The following is a 21,438-nucleotide window of genomic DNA, read 5'->3' as shown; positions in this document are numbered from 1 at the left end:
ATAAAATAATATGTGCCTTTTTAATTTTGTTCGTTTTGCAGGGATGCAAGAAAAACGAAGAAGTTAAATTGATGTACTTGGCACATACATTACCGCAAACACACCCTGTTCATAAAGGAATTTTGGAATTTCAAAAAGCTTTAAATGAAAAATCGGGAGGAAAAATAAAAATTAAAATTTTTCCCGATGGCCAATTAGGCTCCGAACGTGAAGTTTTAGAATTGCTTCAAATAGGAAGTGTGGCTGTAACTAAAGTAAGTGCCGCAACCTTGTCTAATTTTGTGCCAGAATATCACATTTTAGGAATCCCTTATTTGTTTAGAGATAAACAACATCAATTTGAGGTGCTAGAAGGAGAAGTGGGAAAAGCTATTTTGCAAAAAGGTAGTAAGTTTTGGTTAAGAGGATTGTGTTATTATGATGCAGGAAGCCGCAGTTTTTATACGTCTAATAAAGCTATTCGTACCCCTAAAGATTTAAAAGGTTTAAAAATTAGGGTGATGAATAATCAAATGGCTATTAATATGGTTGAAGCTTTAGGAGGTTCGCCAACACCAATGGCTTATGGTGAATTGTATACGGCTATACAACAAGGTGTGGTAGATGGTGCTGAAAATAATCCACCATCATTTGTGTCGTCAAATCATTACGAGGTGAGTAAATATTACACTTTGGATCAGCACTCATCCGTTCCAGATGTACTGTTAATTGGTACAAAATTTTGGGATAAATTAAACGATCAAGAAAAACAATGGGTGCAAGAAGCTGCAGATGAATCGTCTCAGGCAGAAAAAGTGTTTTGGCAACAATCTGTAGACGCATCTATGGCTAAAGCTAAAGAAGCTGGGGTAGAAATTATTATTCCAGAAAAATCGTTGTTTCAAGAGCAATCAAAATCGGTGTTAGAAGGTTTCCTAAAAGAACACCCAGAAATGAGCGAAATGATTAACAAAATTAAAAATCAATAAGTATGAAAAAAGCAGATATTCTTTTTAATAAAGTGTGTCGGATCATGGAAGTTATTTTAGTTTTCATATTCGGTTTATTGGTTATAGATGTATTAAGTCAGGTGTTTTCAAGATATTTATTTAATACCTCGTTTGCATTTACCGAAGAGTTAGCACGATTTTCATTAATATGGTTATCCATTCTTGGAGCAGCTTATCTTAGTGGAAAACGAGAACATTTGTCTATGGATTTTTTGTATCAAAAATTTTCGTCCAAGACTAAGAAAAAAGCACTCCTTTTTATAGAGGTTTGTATTTTTTTATTCGCATTAATAATTATGGTTATTGGTGGTTTTAATTTGGTTTACACCACGTTGCACTTAGGTCAATTATCTGGGACATTGCGTATTCCGCTAGGATATATATATGCCATTTTACCTATTAGTGGCCTTTTCATGATGTGTTTTTCCGTGTATCACTTAGGGAAAATAAATGCTAACAAAATAACCGAATAAACAAAATAACCGAATAATTATGAGTATTGAAGTAATAAGTATTATCGTTTTATTTGCGAGTTTTTTTACACTATTAATGTTGAAAGTACCCGTAGCTTATAGTATTGGCATTTCTACAACACTAAGTTTATTGTTAAATATTGATAAAATGCCTGGGTTAACCACCATTGCACAACGAATGACAACCGGTATTGATAGTTTTGCCCTTTTGGCCATTCCATTTTTTGTATTGGCTGGTGAAATTATGAAACGTGGTGGTATAGCCAACCGATTAATAAACTTTGCAAAATCACTAGTGGCGAGTTTACCAGGAGGTTTGGCCTATGTAAATGTATTAGCATCTATGTTATTTGGTGCTATTTCGGGGTCGGCTATTGCTGCAACTTCTGCTATTGGGAGTATTATGACGGATAGAATGGAAGAGGAAGGTTACCCTAGACAATTTAGTGCTTCTGTAAATATTACATCGTCAACCACAGGTTTATTGATTCCACCAAGTAATATTCTTATTGTATATGCATTAGCAAGTGGCGGTACAGCATCGGTAGCAGCGTTATTTATAGCGGGGTATTTACCAGGTATTTTGTTGGGGATTGCTATTATGGGGTATATCGCGTTTGTGTCTATTACCAAAAAGTTTTCTAAAGGAGAGCGCGTACCATTAGCTTTAATTTGGACCTATTTTAGACAAGCCTTTTTTAGTTTGTTATTATTGGTTATTGTTGTTGGAGGTATTGTTGCCGGGGTTTTTACTGCAACCGAAGCATCGGCTATAGCAGTGCTTTATGCAGCTGTTTTAGCTTTAATTTATGGGGATGTTAAACCTAAAGATTTTCCAGATATTTTATTAGCTAGTGCTAAAACAACAGCGGTAGTTATGTTTTTAATTTGTACATCAATGGCTATGTCATGGTTGTTTTCTTTTGAAGGTATTCCGGAATTAATTAGTAGTTTTTTATTGGAGCAATTCAGTAATAAAATAGTAATCTTTTTGGTGATTAATTTAGTATTATTAATTATTGGAACGTTTATGGATATCACGCCAGCAGTTTTAATTTTTACACCAATATTTTTACCGGTTGTAGTAGCATTAGGTATGGATCCTGTGCATTTCGGGATTGTATTAGTACTTAATCTATGTATTGGTTTATGTACACCACCAGTGGGAACCATACTCTTTGTGGGTAGTGGTGTGGCCAATGTGTCGGTTTCGCAAGTTATAAAACCATTAATTCCATTTTTATTAATTATGGTTTTAGTACTTCTTTTAATTACTTATATCCCAGCCATTTCAATGTATTTACCACGATTGTTAGGGTTATAGCAAGAAGATAAATTATAAAATAAATAAGGTTGAATTCCTATAATGAGGGAGTTCAACCTTTTTTGTTAGGAGTGTTCTGTCTATGTGATTACTTTTTTATAAAAATAGGGTTTATGCGAACATAGGTTTTATCCTTAAATGAAATATGATAATCACTGTTAAAAAATGAGCTTGGTAAATAATAATCGGTAGTTATAATTTGCGCGCCAGATTTTTTAGCATCCTTAAAATGAGTATAATCATTTGCTCGAGCTTCTTTTGTTCCGGCATCGGCACGGGTTCTAATAATATAGCCTTTAGAGACTAAACCCTTTATGGTTTCATCTTCAGGATTATTTCTAATTAAGGTTGCGGCTTCGGGTGTTCCTGGTTCTGCATTTACAAATAAAACACGACCTTTTAATGAAGGATGATTTTTTATATATAGGCTACGTTTGCTTTTCGAATCATCTAAAATAAATAAAAATTTTCCCCGAGCATTTTTTAGTGTTGGCCAGTTGTTGTTTAAAATGGCTTCTTCTAAAGTGTTATAATTACCTCGAACACTATCTGGAGTTATAAGTTTATCTGCTCCTAAACCATTAATTAATGCGTTGTCTAAATTTACAAAAAATTCATCAGTAACTTGGTCTGCCGTTGTTCCGTATTTGTTTTCACCTCCGTCTTTAGCTTCTAAAGTAATAAAAACAGGTTCATGAGTTGGGTGTGCATCCGACCATTTTTTTATAGCATTTAAGCAAGATTTTAACGTGTAATAATGTGTTCTAAAATCAATATCTGGAATGTGTAAAACTTTAAATCCAGGTTTTAGCATTTCTCCGTTAGGATCGTAATTTTCCTTGGGTTCAACAAATTGTAAGCCCTTTGGTTTGGCAAATTTACCTCCCTTAATATCGCTATAAACATCAATTTCTAAATTTCGTAATCCTAATTCCAGTTGTTCCGGAATCGATATATGGTCGTATTGTAACGATTGCATTTTATCACTTTGTGTTTCTAAAAAAGTATACAAATCTGCTTCAATAGCTTTTTTATAACTGTTGTGGGAACCTATAACCTGTAGCTTATTAATGGGGATACTGTCGGGCTGAGAAAATAGATTCAAACTAAAAAATAGAACAAGTAAAATAGAATAGGTTTTCATAAATAGCATCAGTTTTTAAGACCTCAAAAATAGAAGGTGAGTTTTAAATTTGTGTTAATAAATTAAAAATAAAACATAAATATTTTTGTGACTATTTATCTTTTAATTAAGTTTTAATGTATTGATTTTTTATGTTTTAAGGTTATTTGGTTAAATTTTGTAATTCTATTTTATTTAATAATGACATAACAGTAAGGTAAAACATAACGGTTTAATATTTCATTTTTTTGCAATCTCTAAGTTCATAAATAAATGTTAAATGTTAAAACTTCAATTTTATGTAATAACTAAAAAGCAACCTAATTTATAAATAAAAACCGCAGTTGCTCGAACAACTACGGTTAAATTATTAAGCATTGTAAAATCAATAACTTAAAAAAATGTACACTAAAAATAATTTATTTACTCTAAAAAACATAGCTTTTTTAGTTTTATCTATATTGGTATATCAAGTTGGATATGCAAATAATATATATTCTAAAAATTTAAATGTTTCAAAAAATAATATTCAACAAGCAATAACGGGAGTTGTTTTAGACGAATTAGGAGTGCCTTTACCTGGCGCAACTATTGTTTTAAAAGGAACATCTACCGGAGCCTCAACAAATTTTGATGGCGAATTTTCTATTCAAGCAATAATGGGGCAAACGCTTCAAGTATCTTTTGTGGGTTATGAAACTTTAGATGTTGTAATTACATCTGAAACTTTAAAAATAACTTTAAAACCGTTAAATGCCATGTTAGACGAAGTTCTAATTGTTGGATACGGAGAGCAAACAAAAAAGGATTTAACAGGAGCGGTGAGCCAGTTGTCTAGCGATGATTTTAAAAAAGGTGTTAACGTATCTCCCGATAACCTTATACAAGGTAAAGTGGCAGGTGTAAGGGTTGTGCAAACAAATGGAGAGCCTGGTGCAGGGGTTAATGTTTCTATACGTGGTGTTGGATCTATTCGAAGTGGGAGTTCGCCACTATTTGTGGTAGATGGAATTCCTTTAAGTAATGAGAATGTTAGTGCTGCTAGCCCTAATGTAGGTTTGGGGAGTTCTAGCGCAAAAAATCCGTTAAACTTTTTAAACACGAGCGATATTGCTTCTATTACCGTATTAAAAGATGCATCAGCAGCAGCCATTTATGGGGCTAGAGGTTCCAACGGGGTGGTTATTATTACTACTAAAAAAGGAAGAACTGGCGATGCAACCATTACAGTAGATTCTTATTTAAGTGTGGCTTCTGTAATTAAAAAAACGAATGTGTTATCGGCTAGTGAATATAGAAATGCTATTACAGATGCTTCTTATGATCATGGAGGAAATACCGATTGGCAAGACGAATTATTGCGTAATGCCGTAACAAGTAATAACAATTTCTCTTTCGCTAAAAAAACAGAAAGCGGAAATTATTATACCTCTTTATCTTTTATGGATCAAGAAGGGATTGTTGAAACTAGTGATTTTAAAAGAACTACGGCGCGTTTAAATGCTGAAGAATCTTTTTTAGATAACAAACGTTTAAAAGTAAAAGTGAATTTAACAGCGAGTCAAATTAACGAATCTGGTGTGCCTAATGGGGCTAATGCAGGTTCAGATGGCCAGTTAATTATTCACGCTTTAATGGCAAATCCAACTCAACCTGTTTTTACTGAAGATGGCGATTATACCAACTTCAACTTAAACCAGAATTACAACCCGATGTATTTGCTGCATATTTATAACGATCATACGAAAACATTACGTGTTTTAGGAAATCTAGAAACTACTTTTAGAATTATTGATGGCTTAGATTATAAATTTAATTATGGTATAGATCGATCGGTTTCCGAACGAAATTCTACAATATATCCTAATGCTACAGATAGAACACCAGACGGTGCTTATGTTCAAAATAACTTAGATTCGGAAAGCGTTCTCATGGAACATTATTTAACATACCGTTTTGGTTTCGATAAAAGTAAGTTTGAAATTTTAGGCGGTTTTTCTTATCAGCAATTCGATTTTTCAGGAACTACATTTGCTTTATCTGGTATCGATGAACAAGGTACAGGTGTTGCTCCAGAATACAATCCAGGGTATTCCGGTGAGCAATCTGGTGTAAGTGGTTATGCTCAAAAAAATGAATTACAATCTTATTTTGGTAGAGTAAACTATAATTTTGACGATAAATATTTGCTTACAGCATCGTTAAGAGCTGATGGGTCTACACGTTTTGGTGAAAATAATAAATATGGTTATTTTCCTTCATTTGCCTTAGGATGGAATTTAGATAATGAAGATTTTATTACTCAAGTGGATGATATTGACCAATTAAAATTAAGAATGAGTTGGGGACAAACTGGTAACCAAGAGGTGCAAAATAAAATTACACAAGCAAGTTATTCGCAGTCTGCCTCTGGTGGGTATTATTTGTATAATGACTATAATTTAATCAATGGTATTGTCGTAAACCGTACGGCAAACCCAGATTTAAAATGGGAAGTGGTAACACAACTTAATATTGGTGTCGATTTTAGTTTATGGAACAATAAACTATATGGTTCTTTAGATTATTACAATAAAACAACCACAGATGCTATTTTAAATATACCATCGGAACCTTTAAGTCCAACCACAACCGTTTGGAAAAATATAGCCGGAAAAATTGTAAACAAAGGGTTTGAGTTTTCTTTAGGAACTAACCTAGTAAAAACCGATGATTTTTCATGGAATCTCGATGTTAACGGGGCAACTCTTAATAATGAAATTCAAGATTTACCTGTATCAGAATTATACTCAGGAAGTGTTGCAGGACCTGGTTTATCTGGGGTTTTTGCTAATATCTATAAAAGCGGATACGAGGCAGGTTCATTCTTCATGTTAAAACACTTAGGTTTTGATGCTGATGGAAACGATATTTTTGAAGATTTTAATGAAGATACGGTAATCAATAGTGACGATCGTCAAATATTTGAAGGTGCGCTTCCAAACTTCACCTTTGGTTTAAATACTAACTTAAATTATAAACGTTGGGATTTAAGTCTTGCTTTTATTGGTCAAACAGGAGGCTTACTGGTTAATAATACTAATCTAGCATTAAATATTAACAATATTGTTTCGGATAGAAACGTATTGTCGGAGTTTTATAACGATGGTGCTAGTTTTACTAACCAACCACAACTGTCAACATTATATCTGGAAAAATCAGATTTTATTCGTTTAAATAATGCAAGAATAGGGTATTCTGTAGATACCGAAGCGCTTAAAATTAACTGGTTACAAGGTTTAAATATTTATGTTAGCGGACAAAACATTTTTACAATCACCAATTATTCAGGGTTCGATCCTTTAATTAATAGTCCAAGAGCTTCCGGAGGAAATCAATCTATTGGTATTGATTACACGACTTACCCATCTTCAAGATCGTTTTTACTTGGTGCAACTTTAAAACTTTAATTTATGAAAATTTCAAATAAAATATTAAAAGTAGCTTCCGTTTTCATGTTTAGTACACTTGTTTTTAGTTGTACAGATTTAAATGAAGAAGTGATAGACGAAGTGATTGGAGGGGAAAGCTCCAATCCAGAAAGTGCCATGGCAGCAGCTTATGGGCAATTAGCAAATGGAACATTTACCGATCACGGTAACGTATTTGGTTTACAAGAATATCCAACCGATGAATGTATGTTACCAACCCGCGGTAGCGATTGGGGCGATGGCGGAAAATGGCGCGCTTTAACAGAGTTTACTTGGGGAACTAATAATGCTACAGTAGCAGGAACTTGGAATAGTTTAACAAGTGGAATTACTAAAACTTTAACAGCCATAGAGTCTATAGAAGAAAATCCAGAGTACGCTAATTACGATTTGTTTTTAGCAGAAGCTCGTGGCTTATTAGCTCTCTATGTTTATAATACGCTAGATTTATTTAATCAGGCACCATACAGGGATCCGTTTACTAAAGGTGCTGCTTTAGAAATTCTTCAAGCTGAAACAGAAATTGATAACTTGATTTCTGAAGTGGAAAGTATAATTCCTAACTTGCTTAATTTAGGCGATCAACAAACCTATAATGGTCGGTTTACAAAACAGGCAGCTTATGCTTTATTGGCCGATATGTATTTAAATAGAGCAGTTTTTAAAGATCGTTATAACAAAACTTCTAGTTTTAATTTTACTGAAGCCGCGCTTGATAATAATGGTAGTGATATGGATAAGGTGATTTATTATACCTCACTTCTTATCGATGGTGGCTTTAGTTTAGAGAGCAACTACTTTGATAATTTCGCAATAGATAACACCAACGGTACCGAAATTATTTTTGCAGTAGCTCAAGAAAATGATAATACAAGACGCAGTGATAACGATTTTGCATACATGTCTACCGGACGTGCACAAAAGCAAACTCCAGACAATCGTGGTACAAATGGATCTTGTGTAGAACCAGAGTTTTACTATACTTGGGATGGTAATCACGATGATCCACGTTTTCACCGTTACTACCAATATAGCGATGGTACTTGGTTTATGAACGACGGGACTACAGGAAGTGTGCCAGCAGAGGATACAAGAACCGATACAGGTAAATTGCGTGTGCATTTTAACAGAGGTTTGCAAGTTGGACAGCAATACGGACCAACATTAGATGGAAAAGGTGGTTTTAACATGACCGATGATGGACGCATTGCAATTAGCAAACTTTACATGGAAAAAAATACCACAACACCTATGGATTATACACCAGATTTAAACTTTAATAATCCTGTAGAAGCGGTGTTTTCACAGGATCAAATTAATCGTGGTGTTCGTAACTTTAAATGGGAATTTGATCCAAATTATGGAAACGGAAATTCTGCGGTCGATGTGCCATTATACCGTTTAGGAGGAATGTATTGTATGCGTGCCGAGGCGTATTTCCGCAAAGGAGAAACAGCTTTAGCGCTTGCCGACATTAATATGTTAAGAACCAGTAGAACTCGTGAAGCACTTTTTGAAAATGCACCAGGTAAACCTATTTTAGCTTTAGATGAAACCACGCTATACAACGAAATTGGTTTCGAAATGTACTGGGAAATGTACCGAAGAAAACAAATGATACGTTTTGGAACTTTTGATGACGCTTATACGGCTAAATCGGCTACAGAACCTTATTTAAGAGTTTTTGCTATTCCACAAGCTACTATTGATGTTACTGAAGAAATTAACCAAAATTTCGGATATATTAAATAAGCATCAATTTTTATATATTGATAATGATAAAAATCTCAGACTTTGGTCTGAGATTTTTTTATGCCCTAAATATCCTATAAAGAGCATTAAATAATACCAGTTATTAATTGAAATTACTGTAAAAGTTACCGCTTGAAAATGAATTTTACTTGCCGCTTTATTTAATAGTTTCGAAATATTTATTTCAACTTATATCAAAAACTTATAACACCACTTTACGAGTTACAAGTACCACTTTATTATCTTCTAAATCTGTAGTAAAAAACAAATACAGTTCGCCACCATCCTTTATATTGAATTTTTTTCTAATATTTTGTACCGTTTCCGGGAAGTTACGCGTGGTAATATTGGCTTTTGTAATTCGATGTTTCTTGAGCTCTTTTTTATTGTATGGAATCTTATTTTCTATTTGAAAAGCGCGTCCAGGGAAGTTTATAAGTGCGTCACTAGTGTATAAATGAGAATGTTTATGAAGTTTAGATACTTGTAATTGATTAGAAATAGAATCGAAAGCTCCAGATTTTAAAATAGCCACATTAGGCTCATACAAATAGTTTAATGGTTTACTGTAAAAGGAATTGGCTGTTTTTTCTTCATTTAAAATGAAATTAAACGACTCTGTGTTTTCTTTTTTTAAGTTAGAAGTTTCAATGCTAATTTGGCCATTAAAACCAGCTTCTAAAATCCAAAGCAATTCTTTTACTTCATTGTTTACAGCAATAACATGAATGGTTTTTACCTGTTTTAATTCACCAATACCCACCGAAAAATCGAGTAGAGGGGAGGTTTTTATCATAATGTTTTTACTGTGTGAAAAAAGTAAATCTAAATGTTCGGGCACATTGGGTAAACAGTCGTTTAAAAAAAACACTTTGCCTTTGCTGTCGTGGCGACGGGATGGGTCGATATAAATCCAATCGAAATTTGAATCAGTATTTTTTAAAAAGTCAATGCCGTCAACTTGCTGTGTTTTAATATTTTCAACTTCAAGTTGTTTGTAATTATGACTAACTATTTGTGATAATTTTGGATTTATTTCGCAATGGGTAACTTGTTTAAAACGTTTTGAAAAGTAGAAACAATCAACTCCAAAGCCACCAGTTACATCAATTATGGTGTCACCATTCATTAATCCAGCTTTGTGCTTTGCGGTAATTTCCGAAGAGGTTTGCTCGATATTTAGCTTGTTTGGGAAATAGATGTTTTTACATTGATACCAAGTTGGTAGCTTAGTTTTACTTCGTTTTTTGGCTTCAATTTGTTCTATAATTTCGGTGGTTTCAACATCGGTAAATGCGGTACCTTTTAATAAAATCGATGTAATATCCGATGCTAAATGCGCATCAATATAAGCTTGGATTTCGGTATTTAAAACAGCGGTATTCAAACTAAAATTATAAGCCTTTAGTGAGTTTTTTTACAATTTTATTTTCAGCTAAAAATGTTTTTAAAATCACTTTTATAACGGTATATGCAGGCACGGCTAGTATTAAACCAATAACGCCAAACAGGATTCCGGTAATTAAAATGACCAAAAATATTTCTAAGGGATGCGATTTGACACTTTTTGAAAATATAATCGGTTGGCTGCCAAAATTATCAACCAATTGGCCAATCATAAACACGACAAACACCCACAATGTTTTTGGTAAAATAACGTCGCTAAAGCTTTCGTCTAAATTGCTCGTCATAGTTAATGTCAGCATTAAAACCGCTCCAATTAAAGGACCAACGTAAGGAATTAAATTAAGTAAAGCGCATAAAAAAGCGATTACAATAGGGTTTTCTACGCCAATGATGAGTAAGCCAATGGTGTAAATAATAAATAGAATAAGGATTTGAAAAATAAGTCCAACGAAATAGCGAGAGAGTAAATCTTTAATTTTAGTTGAAGAATTTTGCCAACGCGATTCTTTGTCGTCTGGAATAAAAGTAAGGATTCCATTTTCGAACAAGCGGCTATCTTTTAAAAAGAAAAAGGAAATAAATAGCACCGAGAATAAACCAATGCTAAAGCTTCCTAAACCACTTATGATAGCGTTTAAAAAATCGGGAATCATAGCGAAATTAATTTTTGAAAGCAGGTCGGAATCTTTTAAAGATTGCTCAACATCAATTTGATGTAAATTAAAATAGGTGATAATTTCTCCGTACAAATGTTCGATATTACCTTGTAATTGATTAATATCCAAAAGTGCTAAATTTTGCCCCTGTTTAATAACTAAAGGAATAAAAAGACCAGCCAAACCTACAAATAAGCCAAGTAAAACGACCATGGTGACAATGACAGCCATGGTGTTTTTAAATTTTAATTTGCGTTCTAAAAATAAAACAATTGGACGGCCAATAAGGGATATAACGGCGGCAATAGCAATATAACCTATAACCGATTGTATTTTATATAGAAAATATAAAACCAAAGCAAAGCCTAAAACAATGGCAATGGCTTTTAAAATACCTTTTGAAATAGTGCTTGAATTCATGTAGTAAATATAATAATATTTTGGGCTAAATTATTCAACCTTCTTAGCTTTTAAAACAGTTGTTTGGTAATTTCATAAACAGCAATATTAGTCGCTTGTACCACATTCATACTACTGTTTTGTCCAAACATATCAATATGAATCACTCGGTCCGAAAGCTTTAAAATGGCTTCGGAAACACCAAAATTTTCATCACCGATAATTAAAACTATAGGTTTTTCTGTTGAAAATTTAACCCTGTGAATGGGTTCACTTTTATCGGTTATTTCCAAAGAAATAATATGATGATTGTTTTCTTTTAATTGTTTAACAACTTCAATTGCCGAATTACAAATGTCGTAATTCACGACTTTTTCTGTGGCTCGCGATGTTTTTGATGTTTTACGTCCCAACTGAATATTTTCGCCACAAAGCACAAGCTTTTCAATTCCAAAAGCATCGGCAATTCTAAATAAACTACCAATATTTGGTGCGTTGGTAACATGATCGCAAACCAGTGTTATTGGGAATGTACGTTTTTCGAAATTGGTGGTATAGTGGGTGAGTTGCAATGTGGAGTATGTTTGTTTAATTGTTTAAGTGTGTATGCGTTTGGCTGAAAGTTACCTTTTTTATTTTTCTCTATTCTTAAAAGATTAATTTTCAAAAACATATTTTACAATATTAGCACCCATTTTCAAGGCTTTTTCTCTAACATCGGCCGGATCGTTATGGACTTCGGGATCTTCCCAGCCATCGCCTAAATCACTTTCATAAGTAAATAATAAAATGAGTCTGTCTTTTTCAAAAAGTCCAAAAGCTTGTGGACGTTTACCGTTATGTTCGTGTATTTTAGGAAGTCCTTTTGGAAAGCTAAAAGCAGTGCTGAAAATAGGATGACTTGCCGGTAATTCAATTAATTCTTTATTCGGAAACACTTTTTTTAGTTCCTTAACGAGGTAAGGTTGCATGCCGTAATTATCATCGATATGTAAAAAACCGCCTGAAATTAAATAGTTTCTTAGGTTTTCAATATCGGTATCGCTAAAAAACACATTGCCGTGCCCCGTCATGTGTATAAAAGGGTATTGAAAAATATCGGGACTGCTAACTTCAACCGTCTCAATTTTAGGGTTTATTTTGGTATCAATATTTTCGTTACAAAAACTAATTAAATTAGGTAAAGCCGTCGGGTTGCCGTACCAATCGCCGCCACCTTGATATTTTAAAATGGCCAAGTCTTGCGAAAAACTTATTAGAGTGTATAGACAAAATAAACAAGTAGAAAGGATTTTCATATAACGCTTAGTTTCATTAAATTTCATTGGTAAACGCTACGGAATGGCAGGCCACAATAGCCGCTGTTTCTGTGCGTAAACGTGTTTCTCCCAAAGTTACAGGAATAAATTTGTTCTGTAAGGCTAATTCAATTTCTTTCACAGAAAAATCACCTTCCGGACCAATTAAAATCGTGATATTTTGTTTTGGTTGCAATTCGTTTTTAAGTGATTTTTTATCGGTTTCTTCGCAATGTGCAATATAAACACTTCCTTTAAAGTCTTGTTTTATAAAGGATTTAAAGGAAACGGCCTCGTTTAATTTCGGTAAATAACAGGATAGGGATTGTTTGGCAGCCGATTGAATAATGCGCTCGAAACGTTCGGGTTTAATTATTTTACGTTCGCTATGGTCGCAAATAATAGGGGTAATGCTATCGATACCTATTTCGGTGGCTTTTTCTAAAAACCACTCGTAACGGTCGTTCATTTTTGTTGGCGCCACAGCTAAATGTAAGTTGTATTTGCGTTTGGATTGTAGGGTTTTAGAAACAATTTCTGCCGTACATTTGTTAATGTTTGGTATAGAAATTTCGGCTAAAAATAACCAACCATCCCCATTTGTTATGTGTAAAGTGTCGCCAACTTGTTTACGTAATACTTTTACAATATGCCTGCTTTCTTCTTTTTCGAAAGAGAATTGCGTGGTATTTTCGTTTATATTGGCGTTGTAAAATAACTGCATGTTTGTTATATTTTTAATCGTGCCGATGCTACAACATCTTGTAGGGCAAAATCACCTTCTAAATATTTTAAATAGCCCACAATAGCAATCATGGCGGCATTATCTGTGGTGAATTCAAATTTAGGCACATAAGTGGTCCAATCAAATTTTTGCTCACCATCTTTTAAAGCTTGGCGTATTCCTGAATTTGCCGATACACCACCGCCAATGGCAATATGCGTAATTCCGGTTTCTTTAGTGGCCAGTTTCAATTTATCTATTAAAATTCCAATAATGGTGTATTGAATCGAGGCGCAAATATCGTTTAAGTTTTCGGCTATAAAGTTTGGATTGGCTTTAACTTCGCGTTGAATAAAATAGAGAACGGCTGTTTTAAACCCCGAAAAACTAAAGTTTAATCCGTCAACTTTCGGTTTGGTGAATTTAAAGGCTTTTGGGTTTCCTAATTTAGCCCGTCTATCAATTTCTGGACCGGCAGGATAACCTAACCCTAAAATTTTCCCACTTTTATCAAAGGCTTCACCTACGGCATCATCAATAGTTTCACCAATAACTGTCATTTTAAAATAAGAATCGACACGAACAATTTGCGTATGTCCGCCCGAAATAGTCATGGCTAAAAATGGAAAAGGCGGTTTTTTAAAGCCGTCTTCATCTATAAAATGAGCCAAAATATGGGCTTGCATGTGGTTGACATCAATTAATGGAATATCTAATCCATAGGCCAAAGATTTTGCAAAAGAAGTCCCTACCAATAAGCTCCCCATTAATCCGGGACCACGTGTAAAGGCAATGGCATGAAGCTGTTCTTTAGAAATGTTAGCTTTTTTTAGAGCTTGGTGAACAACAGGAACTATGTTTTGTTGGTGGGCTCGCGATGCCAATTCTGGCACAACACCACCGAACGCTTCGTGTATTTTTTGAGTGGCGACAACATTACTTAAAATTTTACCGTTGTGTATTACGGAAGCCGCAGTATCATCGCAAGATGATTCAATTCCGAGGATATAAATATTTTGTTCCTTCATTAGTGAATATTAGGCACAATAATTGTTAATTTTGAATTCGAATAAACGAATTAAAAGATTCTATTTGTATGTTATTGCAAAAATAGTTTATTCTAAATAAAGTTATAAGTTTACAGCTATCAAAAAAATTCTAAAAATACTATTTAAAATAGCAAGTGTTTTACTGCTGTTGTTCATCATTTTGGTGTTGTTTTTGTCTATTCCTGCCATACAAACAGGACTTGGGAATTACGTAACTAAGCGCATTAACAACGATTTTAAAACCAATATAAATGTTGATAAAGTCAGCTTGCATTTTAATGGCGATGTAGCGCTTAAACATATTTACATAGAAGATTATAAACAAGATACTTTAATTAGTATTGCAGAACTAAACACGTCTATTTTAGGGGTGAGGAATTTAGTTAACGGACAACTTGTTTTTGGTGATATCGATATTGAGAATCTCAATTTTAATATTACAACCTATAAAGGTGAGTCGGAAACAAACTTAGATGTATTTGTAGCTCGGTTTGATAGCGATAACCCAAGAACCAAAAAAAGTAATTTCTTGTTATCCAGTAGCGATGTATCTATTTATAATAGTGTTTTTAGGCTTGTAGACGAAAATAAAGAGACTGCTAAAGTACTTCATTTTGAAGATTTAAATATTAATGCCACCAATTTTTTAATTAATGGTAGTAATGTAAATGCCAGGATAAATACATTAAGTTTTGAAGATAGTAGAGGGGTTGTTGTTAAAAATATGATGACAGATTTTAGTTATACCCTTACGGATATGACATTTGCTAATCTTAATATTAAAACACCAAAGTCCGAATTAAAAGGCGATTTAAAGTTTTCCTATAATCGTGCCGATTTTAAATATTTCACAGATAAAGTTTTAGTAGATGCCGTGTTTAAAGATTCTAAAGTGCAGTTAGATGAATTGAATACGTTTTATAATGAGTTTGGAGTAAACCAAACGGCTAATTTTAGTACGGAAGTTTCAGGAACGTTGAACGATTTAACAACGTCTAATTTAAAATTAAATACCAATAGAAATACGCGGATTTACGGGGATATCAATTTTAAAAATCTTTTTAATAAAGAAGAAGGAAACTTCTCAATGAATGGGAAATTCAGTAATCTTTCATCCACTTATAAAGATTTAACAAGGCTATTGCCTAATGTTTTGGGCGCAGCCATACCAACGTCTTTTGATAGATTAGGGTATTTTACAGTGGTTGGAAATTCGCAAATAACAGCCTCGACCGTAGTTGCAGATATTAAAATAGATACCGAATTGGGATTTGTAGATTCTAACTTAAAAATTAATAAAGTTAACGATATCGATAATGCTACGTACAAGGGAAATATTATTTTTAGTGAATTCGATTTTGGAACGTTTTTAAATGCGCCAGATGTTGGTAGAGCCTCTTTAAATTTTGATGTCGATGGCAAAGGTTTTGTAACTAAAACCGTTAACACACAAGTTAAAGGCGAGGTGTTTGAGGTTGAATATAATAATTATAAGTATCAACGCGTAAAGGTAGCTGGGAATGTGAAAAATAACATTTTTGATGGGAACTTAATTGCGAACGATAGAAATTTAAAATTAAACTTTAACGGACTGGTTGATTTTTCGGAAACCGTAAATAAATACGATTTCGAAGCCCAAGTAGATTATGCCAATTTAAACGCCCTAAACTTTATAAAACGAGATAGCATTTCCATTTTTGAAAGTACCGTAAAAATGAATATGAATGCAAGTAATTATGATGATGCTTACGGTAAAATTTCATTTAGAAAAACCAAATATAAAAATGAAAATGACACTTATTATTTTGATGCTTTTGATATTTCATCAAGTTTTAGTGGGGATTTACGTTCTATAGAAATTAACTCGCCAGACATTATTGAAGGTGACTTAAAAGGAAAATTTAAATTTAAGGAACTTAAGAAATTATTCGAGAATTCTATAGGGTATATTTATACCAATTACATTCCTAGTAAAGTAGAAAAAAATCAAAGTGTCGATTTTAATTTCACCATTTATAATAAAATTGTGGAAGTGCTTTTCCCCGAGCTAGAATTAGCAAAAAACACCTTTATTCGAGGGCAAGTTGAAAGTGATGAAAGTCAGTTTAAACTCACCTTTAAATCTCCAGAAATAAAGCTGTCTAATTACTTCGCAAGTAATATAGAATTGCAGGTAGATAATGGTAATCCCGTTTTTAATACGTTTGTAGAAATAGATAGTTTAAACACCAAACTTTACAATGTTTCCAATTTTAGTTTAATTAATGTTACCGTAAATGATACCTTGTTTATGAGGTCGGAATTTACGGGAGGTAAACGAAACAGGGATAAATACAACTTAAGTTTTTATCATACTATAAATGAAGAAAACGAGTCGGTTATAGGGTTTAAGCAATCGGATATTACTCTAAAAGATAATGTTTGGAACATTAATGAGCTGCAAGATAAATTTCATAAAATATCATTTGATAAAAAACTCACGAAATTCACAATCGATAAATTTAGGATTAATCATAATAATGAAGAAATTAAACTATCTGGATTTTTAAGAGATTCCACCGAAAAGGATTTTAAGCTTAATTTTCACAATGTCGATTTAGCTAAAATTACACCAGATATAGATAGTTTATCGCTGTCCGGAAATGTTAACGGAAAACTAGATGTATTGCAACAAAATGGAAGTTATCTACCAAATTCTAGCATCATAGTTGATAATTTTAGAGTAAACAACTTTCTGCTCGGTTCCTTCGACGCAAACATTATAGGAAATGAATCGTTAACAAATTATACAGTAAATGCCACTATTAAAAACTCTCAAGCTAACTCATTTACTGCAAAGGGCGATATTTCTGTGGCAGGAAAACAATCTAAAATAGATGTCGGCTTAAATTTTGACAATTTCGATTTATACCCTTTGAATCCATTATTAAGAGACGTTTTAAGCAATATAAGAGGTAAGGCTACTGGAAATGTTAATGTGGTGGGCGAGTTAAACAAACCAAGTTTTAATGGTGAACTAGAATTAAAAAGTGGCGGACTAGGGATTCCTTTCTTAAATGTAGATTACGCTTTCGCGGAAAAATCGCTGGTGAGCTTAAAAAATCAAAGTTTTATATTTAATAATATAAAACTTACAGATACAAAGTATAATACGAAAGGCGTATTGAAAGGCGATTTAAGTCATGTTAATTTTTCCAAATGGAGTTTAGGGCTTGAAATATCTACTAAAAACTTATTGGTTTTAGATACTAAAGAAACCGAAGATGCTCTATATTATGGCACTGGCTATATAGGAGGTGTAGCTAGTATTTCTGGGCCAACCGACGAGCTTCGAATTAACGTCATTGGAGAAACTAAACCTGGAACGGTGTTTAAAATTCCTTTAAACGATTCCGAATCTTTTGGTGATAATTCCTTTATTCATTTTATTACAAAAGAAGAAAAAGAAGCAAGAAACAAAGGCGTAGAGCTTGTTTTTGATGAAATAAAGGGATTAGAACTCGATTTCGATTTAGATATTACAGAAGATGCCGAAGTAGAAATTATTATTGATAAAACTACAGGCCATTCTTTAAAAGGAAAAGGGCGTGGGGGGCTTTTGGTTGAAATAAACACCAACGGTAAGTTTGATATGTGGGGCGATTTTATTGTATTCGAGGGAGTTTATAATTTTGCTTACGGCGGTTTTATACAAAAGCAATTTACAGTAAAACCAGGTGGATCCCTAGCTTGGGAAGGCGATCCGCTAGATGCACTTATTAATATGAATGCGGTGTATAAAACACAAGCCAATCCTTCGCCGTTGTTAGATAATCCTATTAATAGAACCATTCCGGTAGAATTAAATATTGCTTTAACAGGTAATTTAGAAAAACTTAACCCTGAATTTTCCTTTGAGTTCCCTAATGTAAATTCAACCATAAAATCCGAGTTAAATTATCGTTTAGAATCCGATAGCGATCGCCAAGATCAAGCCTTGTATTTGGTGTCTACAGGATCTTTTTCCGGAGGAATAGATGAGCTTAATTTTTCGGGCACTATTGCAGAACGTTTAAATGGGATTATTAATAGTGTTTTTTCTAATGGAGATGGGAAGCTTAATTTGGGCTTGAATTATGAAGCCGGACAAAACACACCAGACTACCAAACCGATGACAGGGTTGGGGTAACCCTTCAAACACAAATAAGCGACCGGGTGCTTATTAATGGTAAAGTAGGGGTACCTGTTGGTGGAGCAAGCGATACTGTTATTGCAGGTGATGTCGAGGTGTCTTTTCTGTTAAATGAAGATGGAAGTTTAACGGCTAAAGTGTTTAATAGAGAAAATAGTATTCGAAATTTTGGTGAAGATATTGGGTATACTCAGGGTATTGGCCTCTCGTATAATGTAGATTTCGATACGTTTAAAGAATTGCTCCGTAAAATATTTAAAAAAGAAACTGAAGCGCAAAACGATGTTTTGGAGCAATCCGTAAAAGAAGAAGAAAGTGCTTTACCCAATTATATTTCAGTAAAATCTACTTCAAAAAACTAAAGCTTTTCGTTATTTCGCAATTTAATGACGTTAAATTATTTTTAATGAAATTTTATAAGCATTAAATACCACATTATTTACTTATTTTTACTAAAACGTTATAGTGTAAAACTATGAATAAAACATTGCAAATGCTATGATTATATTCTTTTTGTTTATTAAATTTACGTTTTAATTAAATGAAATACATGCCTGAAAAAATAAAAAAAATTGGTGTTTTTACTTCTGGAGGAGATGCTCCAGGTATGAATGCAGCTATACGTTCGGTAGTTAGAGCATGTGCTTACTATAATATTGAATGTGTTGGAATATATAGAGGTTACGAAGGGTTAATGGAAGGCGATTTTAAGCCTATGGATGCCCGTAGCGTAAGAGGAATTATTAATAAAGGAGGAACGATACTTAAATCGGCAAGATCCAAAGAATTCCGTACTAAAGAAGGCCGTCAAAAAGCTTTCGAAAAATTAAACGAAGCCGGTGTTGATGCTTTAGTAGCCATTGGTGGCGATGGCACATTTACAGGGGCACTAGTTTTTAATGAAGAATATGGTTTTCCTGTTATGGGAATTCCTGGTACCATTGATAATGATATTGTTGGTACATCTCATACTTTAGGGTTTGATACAGCCCAAAATACCGTGGTGGAAGCAATAGATAAAATTCGTGATACAGCAAGTTCTCATAACCGCTTATTTTTTATTGAAGTTATGGGGCGAGATGTTGGGCATATTGCTTTAAATACGGGTATTGCAGGGGGAGCTGAAGAGATTTTAATACCAGAAGAAGATTTAGGATTAGATCGTTTAGTTGATTCGCTAAATAAAAGTAGAAAATCAGGAAAATCATCCAGTATTGTTATAGTTGCTGAAGGTGATAAAATAGGTAAAAATATTTTCGAACTCAAGGACTATGTGGATGAAAACATGGAAGGTTATGATGTTAGAGTATCGGTATTAGGCCACATGCAACGTGGGGGATCTCCATCTTGCTTCGACCGTGTTCTTGCAAGTAGAATGGGGGTAAAAGCTGTCGATTCATTATTAGAAGGTAAATCTGGATATATGGTCGGTCTAATTAATAATGCTATGGAACTTACACCTTTGGATAATGCCATAAAAGGAAAAACTAAAATAAATTTAGAATTATTGCGTGTCTCAGATATCATGAGCACTTAACATTTATATTATTAAGAATATGTCAAAATTAAAAATTGGAATTAACGGATTTGGTAGAATAGGTAGAATTGCTTTTAGAGTAGCAGCCTCTAGACCAGATATTCAAGTTGTTGGAATTAACGATTTGTTAGATGTAGATCATTTAGCGTATTTATTAAAATACGATTCAGTTCACGGAAAATTCGATGGAACTATCGAGACTAAAGATGGAAATTTAATAGTAAACGGTAACGAAATAAGAGTATCTGCAGAACGTAACCCAGAAGATTTAAAATGGGATGCTGTTGGAGCAGAAGTTGTATTAGATTGTACAGGTATCTTCACAAATTTAGAAGGTGCTCAAAAACACATTACTGCAGGAGCTAAAAAGGTTGCAATTTCTGCACCATCTGCCGATGCGCCAATGTTTGTTATGGGAGTAAACCATAAAGAAATTAATGCAGAACATACGATTGTATCTAACGCATCTTGTACTACTAACTGTTTAGCGCCATTAGCTAAAGTAATTAACGATAAATTCGGAATTGCTGAAGGTTTAATGACTACAGTTCATGCGGCAACTGCAACACAATCTACTGTTGATGGTGTGTCTAGAAAAGATTACCGTTTAGGTCGTGCTTCTTTAAACAATATCGTACCTGCTTCAACTGGAGCTGCTAAGGCTGTTGGAAAAGTAATTCCTGAATTAAACGGAAAATTAACTGGTATGGCTTTTAGAATCCCTACGGTTGATGTATCTGTAGTAGATTTAACTTGTCGTTTAGAAAAACCAGCGCCTTGGGCTGAAGTTAAAGCGGCTTTAAAAGAAGCTTCTGAAGGAGAATTAGCTGGTGTTTTAGGATATACTGAAGAAGGTGTAGTATCTCAAGATTTCGTGTCAGAACCTAAAACTAGTACATTCGATGCTAACGCAAGTATGGCATTAAATGATGGTTTTGTAAAATTAGTTTCTTGGTATGATAATGAGTTTGGTTACTCAACTAAATTAGTTGATTTAGCACAACATATCGGATCACTATAATAAATAATTTATTTAGATCCACAGTATTATTTCATTCTGAATAA

The 21,438-nt window shown here is 33.5% G+C and carries 15 protein-coding genes; 8 read left to right on the top strand and 7 right to left on the bottom strand.

Annotated features, from left to right (window positions below):
* The first annotated feature begins 71 nt into the window (after positions 1-71).
* Genes FQU21_RS07490 through FQU21_RS07480 form a run of 3 tightly spaced genes read left to right on the top strand, consistent with a single transcriptional unit; the run spans position 72 to position 2,786 of the window.
* Positions 72-968: a TRAP transporter substrate-binding protein gene (locus FQU21_RS07490; protein ID WP_246124804.1), complete on the top strand. Its 897-nt coding sequence runs from the start codon at positions 72-74 to the stop codon at positions 966-968.
* A 2-nt stretch (positions 969-970) separates the two neighbouring features.
* A complete protein-coding gene (locus FQU21_RS07485; RefSeq protein WP_147677383.1) occupies positions 971-1,462 on the top strand; it encodes a TRAP transporter small permease in 492 nt (163 codons plus the stop codon).
* 19 nt (positions 1,463-1,481) lie between these two features.
* Positions 1,482-2,786 carry a TRAP transporter large permease gene (locus FQU21_RS07480; RefSeq protein WP_187269344.1) on the top strand — a complete coding sequence of 435 codons (1,305 nt, stop codon included), beginning with the start codon at positions 1,482-1,484 and terminating at the stop codon, positions 2,784-2,786.
* Positions 2,787-2,874: 88 nt separating this feature from the next.
* On the opposite strand, the gene FQU21_RS07475 is transcribed toward FQU21_RS07480, so the two are convergent.
* On the bottom strand, positions 2,875-3,930 hold the full coding sequence (locus tag FQU21_RS07475) for a phosphatidylinositol-specific phospholipase C1-like protein (protein WP_147677382.1): 1,056 nt from the start codon (positions 3,928-3,930) through the stop codon (positions 2,875-2,877).
* Positions 3,931-4,310: 380 nt separating this feature from the next.
* On the opposite strand from FQU21_RS07475, the gene FQU21_RS07470 reads away from it, so the two are divergent.
* On the top strand, positions 4,311-7,358 hold the full coding sequence (locus FQU21_RS07470) for a SusC/RagA family TonB-linked outer membrane protein (RefSeq protein ID WP_147677381.1): 3,048 nt from the start codon (positions 4,311-4,313) through the stop codon (positions 7,356-7,358).
* Positions 7,359-7,361: 3 nt separating this feature from the next.
* Positions 7,362-9,131, top strand: coding sequence for a RagB/SusD family nutrient uptake outer membrane protein (locus tag FQU21_RS07465; RefSeq protein WP_147677380.1), 1,770 nt, complete (start codon positions 7,362-7,364; stop codon positions 9,129-9,131).
* Positions 9,132-9,333: 202 nt separating this feature from the next.
* Here FQU21_RS07465 and FQU21_RS07460 read toward each other — a convergent pair whose 3' ends face one another.
* The 6 genes from FQU21_RS07460 to tsaD form a co-directional block, all read right to left on the bottom strand.
* On the bottom strand, positions 9,334-10,518 hold the full coding sequence (locus tag FQU21_RS07460) for a class I SAM-dependent methyltransferase (protein ID WP_147677379.1): 1,185 nt from the start codon (positions 10,516-10,518) through the stop codon (positions 9,334-9,336).
* A 7-nt stretch (positions 10,519-10,525) separates the two neighbouring features.
* Positions 10,526-11,614, bottom strand: coding sequence for an AI-2E family transporter (locus FQU21_RS07455; RefSeq protein ID WP_147677378.1), 1,089 nt, complete (start codon positions 11,612-11,614; stop codon positions 10,526-10,528).
* A gap of 50 nt (positions 11,615-11,664) precedes the next feature.
* Positions 11,665-12,165: a TrmH family RNA methyltransferase gene (locus FQU21_RS07450; RefSeq protein ID WP_147677377.1), complete on the bottom strand. Its 501-nt coding sequence runs from the start codon at positions 12,163-12,165 to the stop codon at positions 11,665-11,667.
* An 84-nt stretch (positions 12,166-12,249) separates the two neighbouring features.
* Positions 12,250-12,891, bottom strand: a complete 642-nt coding sequence (locus FQU21_RS07445; protein ID WP_147677376.1) for a DUF4159 domain-containing protein — start codon at positions 12,889-12,891, stop codon at positions 12,250-12,252.
* Between the two features lie 16 nt (positions 12,892-12,907).
* A complete protein-coding gene (locus FQU21_RS07440; protein ID WP_147677375.1) occupies positions 12,908-13,615 on the bottom strand; it encodes a 16S rRNA (uracil(1498)-N(3))-methyltransferase in 708 nt (235 codons plus the stop codon).
* Between the two features lie 5 nt (positions 13,616-13,620).
* Positions 13,621-14,643, bottom strand: coding sequence for a tRNA (adenosine(37)-N6)-threonylcarbamoyltransferase complex transferase subunit TsaD (gene tsaD, locus FQU21_RS07435; RefSeq protein ID WP_147677374.1), 1,023 nt, complete (start codon positions 14,641-14,643; stop codon positions 13,621-13,623).
* Positions 14,644-14,812: 169 nt separating this feature from the next.
* Here tsaD and FQU21_RS07430 point away from each other — a divergent pair, with 169 nt between their 5' ends.
* From FQU21_RS07430 to gap, 3 genes are all read left to right on the top strand, one after another.
* On the top strand, positions 14,813-19,198 hold the full coding sequence (locus FQU21_RS07430; RefSeq protein ID WP_246124788.1) for a translocation/assembly module TamB domain-containing protein: 4,386 nt from the start codon (positions 14,813-14,815) through the stop codon (positions 19,196-19,198).
* Positions 19,199-19,386: 188 nt separating this feature from the next.
* A complete protein-coding gene (gene pfkA, locus FQU21_RS07425) occupies positions 19,387-20,373 on the top strand; it encodes a 6-phosphofructokinase (RefSeq protein WP_147677372.1) in 987 nt (328 codons plus the stop codon).
* Between the two features lie 19 nt (positions 20,374-20,392).
* On the top strand, positions 20,393-21,394 hold the full coding sequence (gene gap, locus FQU21_RS07420; protein WP_147677371.1) for a type I glyceraldehyde-3-phosphate dehydrogenase: 1,002 nt from the start codon (positions 20,393-20,395) through the stop codon (positions 21,392-21,394).
* Positions 21,395-21,438: the final 44 nt, after the last annotated feature.

Source organism: Algibacter pacificus, from assembly GCF_008033385.1.
GTDB lineage: Bacteria > Bacteroidota > Bacteroidia > Flavobacteriales > Flavobacteriaceae > Algibacter > Algibacter pacificus.
Note: the sequence above shows the minus strand (reverse complement) of the source record. Positions and strands in the feature narration are given on the sequence as shown.